The 16925-nt window shown below is 73.7% G+C and carries 14 protein-coding genes; 3 read left to right on the top strand and 11 right to left on the bottom strand.

Annotation, left to right across the window (positions count from 1 at the left end; translation table 11 throughout):
* Positions 1-306: 306 nt before the first annotated feature.
* Together ABD350_RS36055 and ABD350_RS36050 are read right to left on the bottom strand one after the other, a co-directional pair.
* Positions 307-3405, bottom strand: coding sequence for a putative bifunctional diguanylate cyclase/phosphodiesterase (locus ABD350_RS36055; protein WP_344353364.1), 3099 nt, complete (start codon positions 3403-3405; stop codon positions 307-309).
* A 384-nt stretch (positions 3406-3789) separates the two neighbouring features.
* Positions 3790-4767, bottom strand: coding sequence for a 2-hydroxyacid dehydrogenase (locus tag ABD350_RS36050; protein WP_344353362.1), 978 nt, complete (start codon positions 4765-4767; stop codon positions 3790-3792).
* Between the two features lie 75 nt (positions 4768-4842).
* Here ABD350_RS36050 and ABD350_RS36045 point away from each other — a divergent pair, with 75 nt between their 5' ends.
* Together ABD350_RS36045 and ABD350_RS36040 are read left to right on the top strand one after the other, a co-directional pair.
* Positions 4843-5841 carry an aldo/keto reductase gene (locus ABD350_RS36045; protein ID WP_344353361.1) on the top strand — a complete coding sequence of 333 codons (999 nt, stop codon included), beginning with the start codon at positions 4843-4845 and terminating at the stop codon, positions 5839-5841.
* Positions 5842-6000: 159 nt separating this feature from the next.
* Entirely contained in the window at positions 6001-7152 is a 1152-nt protein-coding gene (locus ABD350_RS36040) for a PQQ-dependent sugar dehydrogenase (RefSeq protein WP_344353360.1), read from the top strand.
* 37 nt (positions 7153-7189) lie between these two features.
* Here ABD350_RS36040 and ABD350_RS36035 read toward each other — a convergent pair whose 3' ends face one another.
* From ABD350_RS36035 to ABD350_RS36010, 6 genes are all read right to left on the bottom strand, one after another.
* On the bottom strand, positions 7190-7390 hold the full coding sequence (locus ABD350_RS36035; RefSeq protein WP_344353358.1) for a DUF6191 domain-containing protein: 201 nt from the start codon (positions 7388-7390) through the stop codon (positions 7190-7192).
* Positions 7391-7427: 37 nt separating this feature from the next.
* Positions 7428-10469: a helix-turn-helix transcriptional regulator gene (locus ABD350_RS36030; protein ID WP_344353356.1), complete on the bottom strand. Its 3042-nt coding sequence runs from the start codon at positions 10467-10469 to the stop codon at positions 7428-7430.
* 155 nt (positions 10470-10624) lie between these two features.
* Positions 10625-10813, bottom strand: coding sequence for a hypothetical protein (locus tag ABD350_RS36025; protein WP_344353355.1), 189 nt, complete (start codon positions 10811-10813; stop codon positions 10625-10627).
* A 202-nt stretch (positions 10814-11015) separates the two neighbouring features.
* Positions 11016-11636: a hypothetical protein gene (locus tag ABD350_RS36020; protein WP_344353353.1), complete on the bottom strand. Its 621-nt coding sequence runs from the start codon at positions 11634-11636 to the stop codon at positions 11016-11018.
* 35 nt (positions 11637-11671) lie between these two features.
* Positions 11672-12247 (bottom strand): GNAT family N-acetyltransferase, encoded by a 576-nt coding sequence (locus tag ABD350_RS36015; protein WP_344353352.1) that lies wholly within the window; start codon positions 12245-12247, stop codon positions 11672-11674.
* Between the two features lie 61 nt (positions 12248-12308).
* Positions 12309-12674 carry a hypothetical protein gene (locus ABD350_RS36010; RefSeq protein WP_344353351.1) on the bottom strand — a complete coding sequence of 122 codons (366 nt, stop codon included), beginning with the start codon at positions 12672-12674 and terminating at the stop codon, positions 12309-12311.
* 72 nt (positions 12675-12746) lie between these two features.
* Here ABD350_RS36010 and ABD350_RS36005 point away from each other — a divergent pair, with 72 nt between their 5' ends.
* The gene (locus tag ABD350_RS36005; RefSeq protein ID WP_344353367.1) at positions 12747-13547 is read left to right on the top strand and encodes an SAM-dependent methyltransferase; all 801 of its coding nucleotides are present in this window, start codon (positions 12747-12749) and stop codon (positions 13545-13547) included.
* A 111-nt stretch (positions 13548-13658) separates the two neighbouring features.
* Here ABD350_RS36005 and gatB read toward each other — a convergent pair whose 3' ends face one another.
* The 3 genes from gatB to gatA are packed head-to-tail and all read right to left on the bottom strand — an operon-like array spanning position 13659 to position 16925.
* Positions 13659-15173, bottom strand: a complete 1515-nt coding sequence (gene gatB / locus ABD350_RS36000) for an Asp-tRNA(Asn)/Glu-tRNA(Gln) amidotransferase subunit GatB (RefSeq protein WP_344353350.1) — start codon at positions 15171-15173, stop codon at positions 13659-13661.
* Positions 15174-15189: 16 nt separating this feature from the next.
* Positions 15190-15429 (bottom strand): hypothetical protein, encoded by a 240-nt coding sequence (locus ABD350_RS35995; protein WP_030614455.1) that lies wholly within the window; start codon positions 15427-15429, stop codon positions 15190-15192.
* Complete coding sequence (gene gatA / locus ABD350_RS35990; RefSeq protein ID WP_344353346.1) at positions 15426-16925, bottom strand: Asp-tRNA(Asn)/Glu-tRNA(Gln) amidotransferase subunit GatA; 1500 nt, start codon at positions 16923-16925, stop codon at positions 15426-15428. Before gatA ends, ABD350_RS35995 begins: the two co-directional genes overlap by 4 nt.

The following is a 16925-nucleotide window of genomic DNA, read 5'->3' as shown; positions in this document are numbered from 1 at the left end:
CTGCTGTCCTCCGGAACGGGGCCGCGGCTGCGGATGGTGGGCCCCGGTGGCCTGCTCGGTCATCGGCATTCTCTTCTCGATGCTGAGGGTTTTTGCGAGGTTCGGGCGGATCTGGGGCGCTGCACGAAGGGCACTCGTGCAACAAAAAACCCCTCGTGCCACAAGGCAAGCGAGGGGAGCGCGCCGGTGAGGTCGCTGGGGATTCCGGATGGTCCTCCGGTGGGTCCCAGCTCAGCCGACGCGCTGTCCAAGTACGAGAATTCGGGTGCGCATGGAACTGACCCTCCCCCCGGCACGCACCACGTGTCAAGTGGGTGGGACGGGCGTCTCAGCATGTGAGCGAAGGGCGCCGCCGCCTCCGAAGACGGCGGGAACTCCCCCCGTGTAGACGCCGTTCGGCTCCCTCGCGCTGCCCGCGAACGCGGGTTCGGCCGGGGCGTGCGGCACCGGGTAGTGGCCGGAACCGAGCGCCCGGCGCAGCCGGTACTCGTCCAGCGGACCGGCGAACGCCATGCCCTGGCCGTGGGTGCAGCCCATGGCCCGCAGCGCGACCACCTGCTCGGGCAGGTCGACGCCCTCGGCCACCGACTGCAGGCCCAGATCGCCGGCGATCCGCAGCAGACCACTGGTGATCTTGTACAGCCGCGCGGACTCCACCACGCCCTCGACCAGGCCGCGGTCGAGCTTGAGGATGTCCACGGGCAGCCGCCGCAGGGCCGTGATGGCCGCGTAGCCGCTGCCGAAGCCGTCCAGGGCGATCCGCACCCCGAGCCGGCTGAGCGCGGTCAGCCGCCGTTCCAGCTCGTCCAGCGACACGCGGGGGTCGGTGTCGGACAGCTCCACGACCAGCGCGCCGGGCGGCAGCCCGTGCCGGGTCAGCAGCGCCTCCACCGAGCCGAGCGGGGACGAGCGGTCCAGCAGCCGCCGGGCGCTCATCCGGACCGTGACCGGTACGGCGACCCCGGCGGCGACCCGCTCGGCCGCCTGCTGCACGGCCTGCTGGAGGATCCAGCGGTCCAGCTCGGCGGTCTTGTCGGCGTCGTCGGCCACCCGCAGGAACTCCGCCGGGGTGAACAGCACCCCCTGCGAGGAGCGCCAGCGGGCCTGCGCGGAGACGGTCGTGATCCGGCCGCTCTCCAGGCACACCACCGGCTGGTGCAGCAGCGTGAACTCGCCGTCGTGCAGCGCGGCGCGCAGGCGCGTGGCCAGCTCCGCCTTGCGGACGACGTCCTGCTGCATCTGCGGTTTGTACAGCTCGACCCGGCCCTTTCCGGCCGACTTCGCGCGGTACATCGCCAGGTCGGCGTTGCGCAGCAACTCGCCCGCCCCCAGGCCCGGTTCGGCGAAGGCGACGCCGATGGAGGCGGCCACCCGGACGTCGTTGCCGTCGATGACGTACGGCTGGGAGAGGGCCACCCGCAGCCGGTCGGCCAGCTCCAGGATGTTCCGCTCCCGGGCGGCCCGGTCCCGGGTGCCGTCGCCGACGATCAGGGCCGCGAACTCGTCACCGCCCAGCCGGGAGGCGGTGTCGCCCTGCCGGACCGCTTCCTGGAGTCTGCGGGCGGCCTGGATGAGCAGCTCGTCCCCGGCCTGGTGCCCGATCGTGTCGTTGACCGCCTTGAACCCGTCCAGGTCGATGAAGAGCACCGCCGTACCGCGCAGCGCGGCGCCCCGGTCGGTGGCCCGGCGGCCGGCCAGGGCCTGCTGCACGCGCCGGGTGAACAGCGCGCGGTTGGGCAGGTCGGTCAGCGGGTCGTGCTCGGCGTTGTGCTGCAACTGCGCCTGGAGGCGGACCCGCTCGGTCACGTCCCGGCTGTTGAAGATCAGCCCGCCGTGGTGGCGGTTGACGGTCGACTCGACGTTGAGCCAGCCGCCGTCGCCGGAGCGGAACCGGCACTCGATGCGCGTGGTGGGCTCCTCCACCGGGTTCGCGGCCAGGAAGCGGCGCACCTCGTGCACCACGCGGCCCAGGTCCTCCGGGTGGATGAGGGCGGCCAGCTCGGTGCCCACCAGGTCCTCGGCGGGCCGGCCGTACACCCCGGCGGCGGCCGGGGAGACGTAGCGCAGGACGCCGTTGGGCGCGGCGATCATGATGACGTCGCTGGAGCCCTGCACCAGGGAGCGGAAGTGGTTCTCCTTCTGCGCCAGTTCCTGGGTGAGGGTGATGTTGTCCAGCAGCATGATGCCCTGCCGGATGACGAGCGCCAGCACCACGGCGCCCGCCGTGATCAGCACGACGTGGTCGGGCCTGCGGCCGTTGAGGACGTTGTACAGGATCCCCAGGGTGCACACGGCCGCGGCGAGGTACGGGGTGAGCGCGGCGAGGGAGCCGGTGAGCGGCCGGCCGGCCGGGTACCGGAGGTGCTCGCCGCCCGGCGCGGGCAGCGGGGGTGCGGGGTGGTGCCCCGTGTCCCACTGGCCGGCGCTCCACTGCCCCGCGCTCCGCTGATGCGTGCTCCACTGGTCCGTGCTCCACTGGCCCGTGCCGCGCTGGCCCGGCACGTGTTCGTGGACCACGCGCGTGTGCCCGCCGGGCGTGTGCGCCTGCGGCCCGCTCTGCCGCCGGGGAGAGGCCCAGGGGGCGTAGGCGAGCAGCAGGGAACCGGCGAACCAGCCCGCGTCCAGCAGCCGCCCGGAGCGGTAGCTGCTGTGCAGCAGCGGCGAGGTGAACAGCGCGTCGCACAGCACGGTCAGCGCCAGCGCGCCGATCGCGGTGTTCACCGCCGTACGGTTGCCCGGGGCCCGGCGGAAGTGCAGCGCCAGCACCATGCTGATCAGGGCGATGTCGAGCAGCGGGTACGCCAGCGACAGCGCGGCGTGGGCCACGCTCGACCCGTCGATGCGGGCCGCCTGGGCGAGCGCGAGGCTCCATGAGAGGGTGAGCAGCGAGCCGCCGATCAGCCAGGCGTCCAGCCCCAGACAGATCCAGCCCGCTCTGCTCGCCGGCCGCTTGGCGAGCACCAGCAGTCCCACGATGGCGGGCGGCGCGAAGCACAGGAAGAACAGGTCGGCGTAGCTGGGGCTGGGCACGGGCGCGTCCAGCGCGACCTCGTACCAGCCCCAGACCGCGTTGCCCAGCGAGCTCATCGTCGCCGACAGGGCGAACAGCAGCCACGCGGACCGGAAGCGGACGCGTGGACCGCGGGCGTACAGGAAGCAGGAGACGGCGGCGGCCGCGGCCGCCGCGCTCAGCCCGAAGTCGCCCATCACGTCCGCGACCCGGTCCGAGCCCCAGCCGAAGGCGGATCCGCCGGCGTAGGCCGCGCAGACCAGGGCGAGGACGAGCTGCTCGACCAGGCGCCGGTTCTCGCCGGCCACCGGCCGGCGCGACGGCGGCGCCACGTGCGGGTGCGGTGCGCGCACCGCGCTGTCCGGGGGGGTCGTCACCGAGGTCGGGGCGCTCACCGCGGCCTCCCGGTGCGTGCCGTTCCCCGGTCCTGACGGTCCCGCTGCGCCGGGTACGCCGGCCGGCGACGGCCGCTGTACCTGCGCTGGCGGTGGTTGTGGTGGCTGGTGTGGTGGCCGCGCCTGCGCGCGGCCGTGCGCCAGGGTCGCCGTCGGCGGCTCCGCCGCGTCGGATCGTTCGTCCATAGGCCGTGCATCGCCCGTCGCCCCCCTCACAAATCTGAAATGTCCATCCCCGGCGCCGACGTCAGCGGCGCAGCCCCTGCCCGGGACGATACACCAGGATCGTCACTCAGCGACATAGCGTCTCTACGCTCCGTGACGACCAGGGCGTATGCCGGTACAGGACGCGTCCGAAAGATTGCGGAGGGTGCCGGAAGGCGCCTAGCGCCCGGTTGCTCCCGCCGTTTCTGGACCGGTCGTAAGGATCACGTTCCGCAAGGGTTCGTGGTTCACGAACCGGGTCAGCTGGTCGGCGATCAGCCGCTTGGCGCGCGGCAGGAAGGCCGAGGAGGGCCCGCCCACATGCGGGCTGATCAGCACGCCCGGCGCCTGCCACAGGGGGTGGCCGGGGGGCAGCGGCTCGGGGTCCGTCACGTCCAGGGCCGCCGTGATCCGGCCCCGTTCCAGTTCGGCGAGGAGCGCCTTGGTGTCCACCACGGCTCCGCGCGCGACGTTGACGAGCAGCGCCCCGTCTTTCATCCCGGCGAGGAAGTCCGCGTCCACGAGTCCCCGGGTGTCCTCCGTGAGGGGGGTGCACAGGATCACGACATCCGCGTGCGGAAGCAGGGAGGGCACATCGGCTATCGGGTGCACGGGACCGCGCGCTACCGTGCGACCGGAGCGTGCGACCCGTGCGACCCGCGCGACCTCGAAGGGCACGAGCCGGTCCTCGATGGCGGCGCCGATGGACCCGTACCCGACGATCAGCACGCTCTTGTCGGCGAGGGACGGATGGAATCCGCCCACCCAGCGCCCCTGCCGCTGGGCGCGGACGAACTCCGGGATGCCGCGCAGCGCGGCGAGGGTCAGGGTGAGCGCCAGCTCGGCCGTGCTGGTCTCGTGCACGCCCCGCGCGTTGCACAGGCGTACGCCCGGCGCGATGTCCGAAAGCCGTGCGGTGATGTCGTCGACGCCGGCGGTGAGCGTCTGGACGACCCGGACGTTGGTCAGATGCGCCAGCGGGCCCACCCGGACCGACAGCCGCTTCATGTACGGCACCACGTACACCGCGCACCGCGCCGGGTCGCCGGGAAACGGCTGGTCACCGTCCGCGCCGCCGTCCCAGAACAGATAACGGAGCCCCTCCGGCAGGCCCTCGATCTCCTCGGGCGGAATAGGAAGCCAGACCTCTGCACTCATGCCAGGAGGCTATGTCAGGGCCGCGCACGCGCAGAGGTTAGGTTGGTGGCCGGGCAGAGGGAGGTTCACGAGCAGGTGGAGCGCAGGACGATCGGCGCGGGGGGACTCGCGGTGGGGGCCGTCGGACTCGGATGCATGCCGATGAGCTGGGCGTACACCGGATCCCGGCAGCGGGGTGAGGAGTCGGTCAAAGCCGTGCACCGGGCGCTGGATCTGGGGTCGGACCTGCTGGACACCGCGGACATGTACGGCCCGTTCACCAACGAGCTGCTGCTGGGCCGGGTGCTCAGGGAGCGGCGCCGGGACGCCTTCGTGGCCACGAAGGTGGGGCTGCTGGTGGGCGAGCAGCACATCGTGGCCAACGGCCGTCCCGGCTATGTGCGGCGGGCCTGCGACGCCTCGCTGCGCCGGCTCCAGACGGACGTGATCGACCTGTACCAGCTGCACCGTCCCGACCCGGAGGTGCCCGTCGAGGAGACGTGGGGCGCGATGGCCGACCTGGTGCGGGCCGGGAAGGTGCGGGCGCTGGGCCTGTGTGCGCTGGGGGCGCGCGGCGCGCGCCGCTCGGGCGCCGGGCTGTACGACGCGACGCTGCGCCGGTTGCAGCGGATCCAGCAGGTGTTCCCGGTGAGCGCGGTGCAGGCGGAGCTGTCGGTGTGGTCGCCGGAGGCGCTGCGGGAGCTGCTGCCGTGGTGTGAGGCGCGCGGGGTGGGGTTCCTCGCGGCGATGCCGCTGGGCAACGGCTTCCTGACCGGCACGCTGACGCCGGGCGAGGGTTTCGAGCCGGACGACGTGCGCGCCCGGCATCCCCGGTTCACGGCCGAGATGATGGCGGCCAACCAGCCGATCGTCGTGGGGCTGCGGCGCATAGCCCGGCGGCACGGCGAGGAGGTCACCCCGGCCCAGGTGGCGCTGGCCTGGGTGCTGGCGCAGGGCCGTCATGTGATCGCGCTGCCGGGCACCAAGCAGGCGCGCTGGGCCGCGGAGAACGCGGGGGCGGCGGGGCTGCGGCTGACCGACGAGGACCTGGCGGAGGTGGCCCGGCTGCCGGCGGCGCAGGGTTCCTGGGACTGAGTTCCCACCGACCGCACACCACCTCCGCCGCACGACAACCACCGACCGCCGCGCACCACCCCCGCCGTGCGGCAACCGTCGTGCGGGGCGCGGGAGTAGCGTGCGGGGTGGGGCCGTCGTGGGGCCGCCGTTTCGGAGCGTCCGGGAGGGACCGTGATCGTGCGACGTCGAGCCGTACCGGCCGTGCTGGCCGTGTCCGCCCTGCTGCTCACGGCCGGCTGCTCCTCGGGGGGCGGCGACGCGCCGGAGCGGACACCGGCCGCCACGGCCTCCGCGGGGTCCGCCGCCTCCCAAGGCACCGGGCCGGCCGCGCCCGCCAAGGGGTCGGCGAGGGTGCTGCGCACGGTGGCCGAGGGGCTGAAGTCACCCTGGGGGCTGGCCGCGCTGCCCGGCGGTGATCTGCTGGTCTCCTCCCGGGACGAGGGCACGATCAGCCGGGTCGACGCGAAGACCGGCCGGACGACGGTGCTGGGCACGGTCTCCGGGGTCTCCCCGGCCGGCGAGGGCGGACTGCTGGGCATCGCCCTGTCCCCCGGCTACGCCTCGGACCACATGATCTACGCCTACTTCACCTCGGCCTCGGACAACCGGATCGTCCGTCTCCGCTACGACGAGCGCGAACCGGCCGGTGAGCGGCTGGGCGCTCCCGACACGGTGTTCAAGGGCATCCCCAAGGGCACCATCCACAACGGCGGCCGGATCGCGTTCGGGCCGGACGGCATGCTGTACGCGGGCACCGGCGAGACCGGGCAGCGGGGCCTGGCGCAGGACCGGTCCTCGCTCGGCGGGAAGATCCTCCGGATGACCCCGGACGGCGAACCGGCACCCGGCAACCCCTTCCCCGGCTCCGTCGTGTACTCCTACGGCCACCGCAATGTCCAGGGGCTGGCCTGGGACGGTCATCAGCGGCTGTTCGCCGCGGAGTTCGGGCAGGACACCTGGGACGAGCTGAACGCGATCAAGCCGGGCGGCAACTACGGCTGGCCGAAGGCGGAGGGCCGCTCCTCCGACGCCGGTTTCCAGAACCCGGTGGCCCAGTGGCACACCGACGAGGCCTCCCCCAGTGGCATCGCCCAGGTGAAGGGCGCGATCTGGATGGCGGGACTGCGCGGCGAGCGTCTGTGGCGCATCCCGCTGGACGGCGCCTCGGCCTCGGCCGCCCCGCAGGCGTTCCTCACCGGCTCCTACGGCCGGCTGCGCACGGTGGCCCCGGCGGGCGACGGCCGGCTCTGGCTGGTGACCAGCAACACGGACGGCCGGGGCGAGCCCGGCAAGGAGGACGACCGGGTGCTGGAGCTCCGCGTCCGCTGAGCCGGGCCGCCGGCCCGCCGATCGGGGTCAGCCGGGGTCAGCCGGGCTCGGACCCGGGCTCCTCGTCGGAGGGTGCGGGCGGGGACAGCCGTATGACCGCCTTGCCGGAGGCCAGGTCTATGGGGCCGCGGCCGGGGTCGTTGTCCCCGACGTCCTCGCGGGACAGTTCCAGACGGTTGAGTTCGTCCCGGGTGTGTTTGCGGCCCGGTGCGAACAGATCCTCGAAGACGTTGAACACGGCTCCCCCTCGTTGCCGGTTTTCTCCAGCGTAGGTCTCACCCGGACGGTTCGGCAGCGAGCGTCCCGGCCACGGGCAGGCCCAGCCGGTGCGCCACCGCCGCCGCCTCGCCCCGGCCCGAGACGCCGAGCTTGCCCAGGATGTTGGAGACGTGGACGCTCGCGGTCTTCGGCGAGATGAACAGCTCCTCGGCTATCTGGCGGTTGGTACGGCCGGCCGCGACCAGGCCGAGGACATCCCGCTCCCGGCTGGTGAGACCGAACGCGGCGGCCGGGTCGGCGGCCGGGTCCTGCCGCTTGCCGCCGCCGAGGGTGAGCCGGGCCCGCTGGGCGAGCCGGGCGACGGCGTCGGCGAGCGGGCGGGCCTTCAGGTGGGCGGCGACGGCCGCGGCCAGCCGGAGCAGTTCCACGGCGCGGTCGCGCTCGTCGTCGCCGCCCTCGGCCAGCAGCGCCCCGGCCAGGCGGTGCCGGACCCGGGCGAGGTCGTAGGGGCGGTCCAGGCACTCGAAGGCGCCGACCACCGGGGCCCAGGTCCCGGCGGTGTCCCGGCCCTCGGCGCGCAGCAGTTCGGCCCGGGCCCACCGGCCGTAGGCCTGCCACAGGGGAACGCCGGTGGTCAGCGTCCGTACGGCCGTGAAGAGGCGGTCCAGGATCTCGGTGCGGCCGGGCCGGGCGGCGGGCAGGGTGCGGGCGTCGGCCTCGGCGGTGGCGGCGGCCAGCAGCAGCGGCCAGCCGTACCGGTGGGTGCCGGGCGGGAAACCGGCGTCCAGGACCGGCAGGAGGAGCGCGCGGGCGTCCTCGATCCTGCCCTCGGCGGCGGCTATGCCGACGGCGGTGCGGGCCAGCGGCAGGGACTGCTGGGGCCGCGGGTCGTGGGTGCCGTACCAGGAGCGGGCGGTGGCGAGCTGCCGGGCGGCCTCGGCGAGGTCGCCGCGGGCCAGGGCGAGGTGGGCCAGGCGCAGGGCGCCCCCGGCCCGGGGCTTGGCGCTGTGGCCGACGCGGGTGGCGTGCGCGGCGGCCTCGGCGGCCTCGTCCCACCGGCCGAGCGCGTAGAGCGCCTCGGACAGGTTGCCCCAGGCCCAGGCCCCGGAGTCCAGCAGTCCGTACCGGCGGCAGAACTCGATGCCCTCGCGCAGCAGCGGGACGGCCTCGCGGTCCCGGCCGACGCTGCGCAGCGCGGACGGCAGGTTGACATAGGCGCGGCCGGCGACCGGGTGCACGCCCTCCGCCAGGGTGTCCCGCAGCACCTGCCGCATCTGCGCCAGGCCCGCCTCCGGGTCGCCGGCCTCCACCGTCAGCCCGCCCAGGGTGAGCAGGGCGTGCAGTTCGGTCTCGCGGGCGCCCACCATGCGCGCGTACTCCACGGCCCGTTCGGCGGCGGCCAGTGCCTCGGGGCCGGGCCGGTGCTGCATCGACCAGTTGGCGACGACCGCCAGCACCTCGGCGTGCACCTCGGACGGCGGCAGGCCGCGCACCAGTTCCTGCGCGGTGGCCAGTTCCTGCCAGCCGTCGCCGCGGGCCTGGGCCTGCACCAGCCGGGAGCGCTGGACCCAGAACCACGCGGCGCGCAGCGGGTCCGGGTCCTCCTCCAGCAGGCGCAGCGCCCGCTTGGTGATCTTCAGGGCGCGTTCCCGTTCCCCGCCGAAGCGGCCCGCCACCGCGGCCTCGGCCATCAGGTCGAGGTAGCGCAGCGGGGTGGTGGCCGGGTCGCAGCCGCACGGGGGGAAGACCTCCGCGTAGTCGACCGGGCGCAGGGCGGCGCGCACCTCCGCGGGCGCGTTGTCCCACAGCTCCATCGCCCGTTCCAGCAGACCGAGTTGTTCGGTGTAGGCGTGCCGGCGGCGGGCGACGACGGCGGCGGCGAGGACGGCGGGCAGGGCCTTGGCGGCGTCGTGCGCGTGGTACCAGTAGCTGGCCAGGCGCATCACCCGGGCGTCGGCGGGGACGAGCGCGGGATCGGCCTCCAGGGCCTCGGCGTAGCGGCGGTTGAGCCGGGAGCGTTCGCCGGGCAGCAGGTCGTCGGCGACGGCCTCGCGGACCAGGGAGTGCCGGAAGCGGTAGCCGTCGCCGGCGGGGGTGACGGTGAGGATGTTGGCGCCGACGGCGGCCCGCAGCGCCTCGATGAGGTCGTCCTCGGCCAGCCGGGCCACGGCGGCGATCAGCCGGTACTCCACCGTGGAGCCGCCCTCGGCGACGATCCGGGCGACCCGCTGGGCGCTCTCGGGCAGCGCCTCCACCCGGACCAGGAGCAGGTCGCGCAGGGAGTCGGTGAGGCCGGCGCAGTTGCCCTGGCAGGCGGCGACGGCGAGTTCCTCGATGAAGAAGGCGTTGCCGTCGGAGCGGGCGTAGATCTCGTCGACCTGGGCGGGGTCGGGTTCGGCGGCGAGGATGCCGGCGATCTGGCGGCAGGCCTCCTCGCGGGTGAAGCGGGCGAGTTCGATCCGGCGGACGGTGCGCAGCCGGTCCAGTTCGGCGAGCAGGGGGCGCAGCGGGTGGCGGCGGTGGATGTCGTCGCTGCGGTAGCTGGCCAGGACGAGGAGGCGGCCGGCGCGCAGGGTGCGCAGCAGATAGGCGAGCAGGTGGCGGGTGGAGGCGTCGGCCCAGTGCAGGTCCTCCAGGACCAGGACGACGGTGTGGGCGGTGGCGACCCGCTCCAGCAGCCGGGCGGTGAGTTCGAACAGCCGGGCCATGCCCTGTTCGTCGTGGCGGCCGGCGCCGGCCTCGCCGAGGTCGGGCAGCAGCCGGGCCAGTTCCTCCTCTTGGCCGGCCGCGGCGGCGCCGAACTCCTCGGGCAGGGCGTCGCGCAGGGCCCGCAGCGCGGCGGAGAAGGGGGCGAACGGCAGCCCGTCGGCGCCGATCTCCACGCAGCCGCCGACGGCGACGACCGCGCCGCGGCCGGCGGCGGCCGCGGCGAACTCCTCCACGAGGCGGGTCTTGCCCACGCCTGCCTCGCCGCCGAGCAGCAGCGCCTGCGGCTCGGCGGCGTCGGCGCGGGCGAGCGCGTCGTGCAGCGTGGCCAACTCGGCGGTGCGGCCGACGAACACGGGACTGACGGACCTGGTCTCCACGGGCCCGAGCATCGCACGAGGTCCCGAGGGCCCGGCACTGGTTTTCCACAGGTCCCGTGTGATGGTCGTACTGACGGCCGGAAGGGTCGTAGGGCTTCGCCGGGAAGCCCTACGACCCTGGGACCGGGAGCGGCCGTCCCCCGTCCGGCCGCTTCGCTCCCCCGTCGTCACGCGGTGTGCGGCAGCCCGTTCCGCCGGGAGCCGCCGGTATGCGACTCGGCGGCCGGGGCGGCGTTGCCGGATCGCCCGCGGCGGGCGGCGCGGCGGGAGCGGACGACCTCGCGGGCCAGGCGCTCCTCCCGGGCCGTGCGGCGCAGCTCGGCGGAGCGGAGGCGGTGCAGTTCGAGCTCGTACATGGCGGATCCCTCCGGGGATTCGGCGGCGGGTGCCGCTTTTCGCGACGCCTCCCACCCTCGTCCCGCGGCCGGTCCGCCGCATCGGGAGAGTTCCGCATCTTCGCGCGTCCGGCGGGCCGTAGGCGCGCGTAAGGGGCCTTAGGGCGCCCGCGTGCGTGCGGATGCCCTAAGGCCCCTGGGATCCCCTGGGACCCTCGTCCGCTCAGCCGGCGGAGGGCACGGCCAGCAGGGCGTCGGAGTACTTGAGGACGGCCAGCAGCAGGCCTACGACGCCGAGCGAGAGGCCCGCCCAGGCCACCGACCTGATCCAGGCGGCCTGCGGGCGGCCCGGGGCGCCGAACGCGGGCCGGACCAGCACGACCACGGCGGTGATCAGCGCGGCCAGCGCGAACAGCCCGGCCCACAGGGCGGTGGTGTGCCAGGCGTCGCCGTAGACCTCCTTGAGCTGGGTGCCGACGCTCGCGCCGGTGGACGTCCGCAGCTGGCCGATGAGCTGCTCGCGGGTGGAGGCGACGGTGCCGATCCAGCCGCCGGTGAGCGAGACCAGGCCCAGCGCGGCGGAGACGACGGCACCGGCGCCCTGGCCGACCCCGGAGGGCACCTTGCCACCGGCACCGCCCGCCTCGCCTTCCCCGGCGCCCTCGGAGTCACCGGCGTCACCGGCGTCCTCGGTCTCCCCGGGTTGCCCGGCCTCCCCGGTCTCCTCGGTCTCCTTCACGACCCCCGTTCCTCCCGGGGCCGTCGTCGTGTCGTCGTCCTGGTGCGCCTCGGTACCGGGCCCGGTGCCGGCGGGCTCGGCGCCTTCCGCTGTCTTCGTTGCCATGCCCGGCACCGTACGGACGCTGTCTGAGAGGTCTCTTAATGATCGTTTCGCGCGGTACGCGCGCGTGCCGCACGCCACTCGGGTGCCAGCACCGCCCAGATCTCGGTGCTGGTGCGCACCCCCCGGTGCGGGAAGTTCTCGCGGAGCACGCCCTCGCGGGTCATGCCGAGCCGGCGGGCCACGTTGATGCTCGGCTCGTTGGCCGAGGACACCTGCCATTCCACCCGGTGCATGCCGCGCTCCTCGAAGGCCCAGTCGAGCAGCAGCCGCATGCCGCGCGTGACCAGTCCGCGCCCGGCCGCGCCCGGCTCCAGCCAGCAGCCGGCCTCGCAGACCCCGTTCGGGGTGTCCCAGACGCGGAACAGCAGCCCGCCGACGAGCTTGCCGTCCAGCCAGATCCCGTGCACGCTGCCGGCGTCGGCGGCGCGCTTGTCGGCGTACGACTTCAGCCAGGCGCGGGCCCCGTCGAGATCGGACACCACGTCCGCGAGCCCTATGTGCCGGCCGATGAACTCCCGTCCCCGGTCGATGTTCTCCAGCAGCTCCCCGGCGTGCCACACCTCCAGGGGCCGCAGTTCGGCGCCGTCGTCACCGAGTGATGTCGCGTACATGGAGTCGCACTTCCTTCCCGCAGTCCGTCCGCCGGGACCAGGCCGGCACGGCGAGAACACGTCAGTCGAACTGGTCCCCGAGCGCCATGATCATCGTTCCTGCGATCAGCGACCACAAGGCCCTGCGGGTACGGCCCTTGGCGCCCAGCACCGCCGCGGACGCGCACACGGCGGCGCCGAGGGCGTAGGCGGCGGGCACGAGCGCCGGGGCGGTACCGGCGGACCTCAGCAGCGCGGCGGCCAGCCCCGCGCAGGTCAGCAGCGCCCCGGTGGCGACGGCGACCCAGCGGGCCCGCCGGGCGTCCCCGGGGTGATCCTCGGCGTCCCCGGCGTGCTCATCGGTGTCCCCGGCGGCTTCCGGTTCTTCGGCGGCCTCCGTTATCGCGGGCAGCGCGGGCTCGACAGCGGATTCGGTGCTTCCCCTCATGGCGGGCGAGCGTACCTCCCACGCGGCGAAAACCCGCTGCGGGGCGGCCCTCCCGGCTGCTAGGGATGGTCGATTGTGAACAGGACACCGCACACACCGGACGCGCTCACCCGCCGCGTCACCCACCCGCGCTACCCCCGCAGCAACGGCTACGACGCCCGCTGGACCATCGACAACCAGATGGGCCCGCACGCGCTGTGGCTGCTGGAGTGGCTGGCCCCCGCGCTGGGGCTGGACGCGCTGCCGCCGGGCGCGCGCGTGCTCGACCTGGGCTGCGGGCGGGCGATGACCTCGATCTTCCTGGCCCGCGAGTACGACCTCCAGGTCACCGCCGCCGACCTGTGGGTGGACCCCGACGACAACGCCGTACGGCTCGCCGAGGCGGGCGTCGCCGACCGGGTGCTGCCCGTGCGCGCCGAGGCCCACGACCTGCCGTTCGCCGAAGGGTCCTTCGACGCGATCGTCTCCATCGACGCCTACCAGTACTTCGGCACCGACGACCTGTATCTGCCGTCGCTGGCCCGGCTGCTGAAGCCGGGTGGGCGGATCGGGGTCGTCGTCCCGGCGCTCAGCGAGGAACCTGCGGGGGTCGAGCCGCCGGAGCACCTCAGGCCCTGGTGGGAGCCCGCCTTCTGGTGCTTCCACACCGCCGGCTGGTGGCGGCGCCACTGGACCCGCAGCGGCGCCGTCCAGGTCGAGACCGCCGACTGGCTGGAGGACGGCTGGCGGGACTGGCTGCGGTGGTGCGACGTCGTCACCGAGGAGAGCGCCGACGACCTGCACGTCCGCATGGCGGGCCGGTCCGCGGAGATGCTCCGCGTGGACGAGGGGCGCTCGCTGGGATTCGTACGGGTCGTGGGACGCCGGGCGTAAGAGCCGTACGGCACCCACAGCCACCGCCACCGCCACCGCCACCGCCACCGCCACCGCACAAAAGCCGTACGGCCCCGGAGAGCGTGTCTCCGGGGCCGTACGCGGGTGGGATCAGCCCTCGCTGACGCCCAGCTTGTCCAGGATCAGCTCCTTGACGCGGGCCGCGTCGGCCTGGCCGCGGGTGGCCTTCATGACCGCGCCGACCAGGGCGCCGGCCGCGGCCACCTTGCCGCCACGGATCTTGTCCGCGATGGCCGGGTTGCCGGCGATGGCCTCCTCGACGGCGGCGGTCAGCGCGCCCTCGTCCGAGACGACCTTCAGTCCGCGCTTGTCCACCACCTCGTCCGGGGTGCCCTCGCCCGCGAGAACGCCCTCGATGACCTGGCGGGCCAGCTTGTCGTTCAGGTCCCCCTTGGCGACCAGCTCGGTGACCCGGGCCACCTGCCGCGGGGTGATCGCCAGCTCGTCCAGCGCCGTGCCGGACTCGTTGGCGCTGCGCGCGAGTTCGCCCATCCACCACTTGCGGGCGGCGGCCGCGTCGGCACCGGCGTCGATCGTGGCGACGATCAGGTCCAGCGCGCCGGCGTTCAGGATCGCCTGCATGTCGGTGGCGGAGATGCCCCACTCCGCCAGCAGGCGGGTACGGCGGGCCAGCGGCAGCTCGGGCAGGGCCGCGCGGATCTCCTCGACCCACTCGCGCGAGGGCGCGACGGGGACCAGATCGGGCTCCGGGAAGTACCGGTAGTCCTCGGCCTCCTCCTTCACGCGGCCCGAGGTCGTGGACCCGGTGTCCTCGTGGAAGTGGCGGGTCTCCTGGACGATCGTGCCGCCGCCGGAGAGCACGGCCGCGTGGCGCATGATCTCGTAGCGGGCCGCACGCTCCACCGAGCGCAGGGAGTTGACGTTCTTCGTCTCGCTCCGGGTGCCGAACTTGTCGGCGCCCTTGGGCATCAGCGACAGGTTCACGTCGCAGCGCATCTGGCCCATCTCCATGCGGGCCTCGGACACGCCGAGGGCGCGGATGACCTCGCGCAGCTCGCGGACGTACGCCTTCGCCACCTCGGGGGCGCGCTCGCCGGCGCCCACGATCGGCTTGGTGACGATCTCGATGAGCGGGATGCCGGCGCGGTTGTAGTCCAGCAGGGAGTGGGACGCGCCGTGGATACGGCCGGTGGCGCCGCCGACGTGCGTCGACTTGCCGGTGTCCTCCTCCATGTGGGCGCGCTCGATCTCCACGCGGAAGACCTCGCCGTCCTCCAGCTGCACGTCGAGGTAGCCGTTGAAGGCGATCGGCTCGTCGTACTGGGAGGTCTGGAAGTTCTTCGGCATGTCCGGATAGAAGTAGTTCTTCCGGGCGAAGCGGCACCATTCGGCGATCTCGCAGTTCAGCGCGAGACCGATCTTGATGGCGGACTCGACGCCGGTCGCGTTGACGACCGGGAGCGCGCCGGGCAGGCCGAGGCAGACGGGGCAGGTCTGGGAGTTCGGGTCGGCGCCGAGCGCCGTCGAACAGCCGCAGAACATCTTGGTCTTGGTGCCGAGTTCGACATGGACTTCAAGGCCCATGACGGGGTCGTACGCCGCCAGCGCGTCCTCGTACGACACCAGGTCGGTCGTGGTGGTCACGGTGAAAACTTCCCTCTCAGCCCAGCAGGACGTCGTCGTCGCCCAACCGCTTCAGCTCGCGGTAGAGGATGGCGAGGCCGGTGACGATGCCTGCGGCGGTGACGACGGCGTCGACGAGCCTCAGCGTGTCGTTCTCGGCGCGGGCCTTCTTGATCTGCTTCGCGGCGCCGACCGCGCCGAACGCGGTGGCGGCCATGGACAGGTACGTACCGGACTTGGACTTCTTGAAGTCCTTGGCCTTCGACAGCTTGCTCACAGCGACGGTGCCTCCTCCAGCAGCGGGTGACCCCACTTTTCCACGAAGGCGGCCTCGACGGCGGCGCCCACCTTGTACAGCCGGTCGTCCTTCAGCGCGGGGGCGATGATCTGCAGGCCCACCGGGAGGTTGTCCTCCGGGGCGAGACCGCAGGGCAGGGACATGGCCGCGTTGCCCGCCAGGTTGGTCGGGATGGTGCACAGGTCCGCGAGGTACATCGCCATCGGGTCGTCGGCGCGCTCGCCGATCGGGAAGGCGGTGGTCGGGGTCGTCGGGGAGACGATCACGTCGACCTGCTCGAAGGCCTTCTCGAAGTCCCGCGTGATGAGCGTGCGGACCTTCTGCGCGGAGCCGTAGTACGCGTCGTAGTACCCGCTCGACAGCGCGTACGTGCCGAGCATGATCCGGCGCTTGACCTCGGGGCCGAAGCCGGCCTCGCGGGTCAGGGAGGTGACCTCCTCGGCGGAGCGCGTGCCGTCGTCGCCGCTCCGCAGGCCGTAGCGCAGGCCGTCGAAGCGGGCGAGGTTGGAGGAGCACTCGGAGGGGGCGATCAGGTAGTACGCCGACAGGGCGAGGTCGAAGGACGGGCAGTCCAGCTCGACGATCTCGGCGCCCAGCTCCTTGAGCAGCTCCACCGACTCGTCGAAGCGCTGGATGACGCCGGCCTGGTAGCCCTCGCCGCGGAACTGCTTGACGACGCCGACGCGCATGCCCTCGACGCTGCCGTTGCGGGCGGCCTCGACCACCGGCGGGACGGGGGCGTCGACGGACGTGGAGTCCAGCGGGTCGTGGCCGGCGATCACCTCGTGCAGCAGGGCCGCGTCCAGGACCGTACGGGCGCAGGGCCCGCCCTGGTCGAGGGAGGAGGAGAAGGCGACCATGCCGTACCGGGACACCGCGCCGTACGTCGGCTTCACGCCGACCGTGCCGGTGACGGCGGCCGGCTGGCGGATGGAGCCGCCGGTGTCGGTGCCGATGGCGAGCGGGGCCTCGTAGGCGGCGAGCGCGGCGGAGGAACCGCCGCCGGAACCGCCCGGGATCCGGGTGAGGTCCCAGGGGTTGCCGGTCGGGCCGTAGGCGCTGTTCTCGGTGGAGGACCCCATGGCGAACTCGTCCATGTTGGTCTTGCCGAGGATGACGACATCGGCGGCCTTCAGCCGCTTGGTGAGCGTCGCGTCGTACGGCGGGATCCAGCCCTCCAGGATCTTCGAGCCGGCGGTCGTGGGCACGCCCTCGGTGGTGAAGATGTCCTTGAGCGCGAGCGGGACGCCGGCCAGCGGGCCGAGCTTCTCGCCGCGCTCGCGCTTGGCGTCCACGGCACGGGCCTGGGCGAGAGCGCCCTCGCGGTCCACGTGCAGGAAGGCGTGGACCTTCTCGTCCACGGCCTCGATCCGGGCCAGGTGGGCCTCGGTGACCTCGACCGCCGTCAGCTCGCCGGAGGCGATCTTCTCGGCGATCTGCGCGGCCGTGAGCTTGATGATGTTGTTGTCCGTCAT

Source organism: Streptomyces nogalater, assembly GCF_039532885.1.
Taxonomy (GTDB): domain Bacteria; phylum Actinomycetota; class Actinomycetes; order Streptomycetales; family Streptomycetaceae; genus Streptomyces; species Streptomyces nogalater.
Note: the sequence above shows the minus strand (reverse complement) of the source record. Positions and strands in the feature narration are given on the sequence as shown.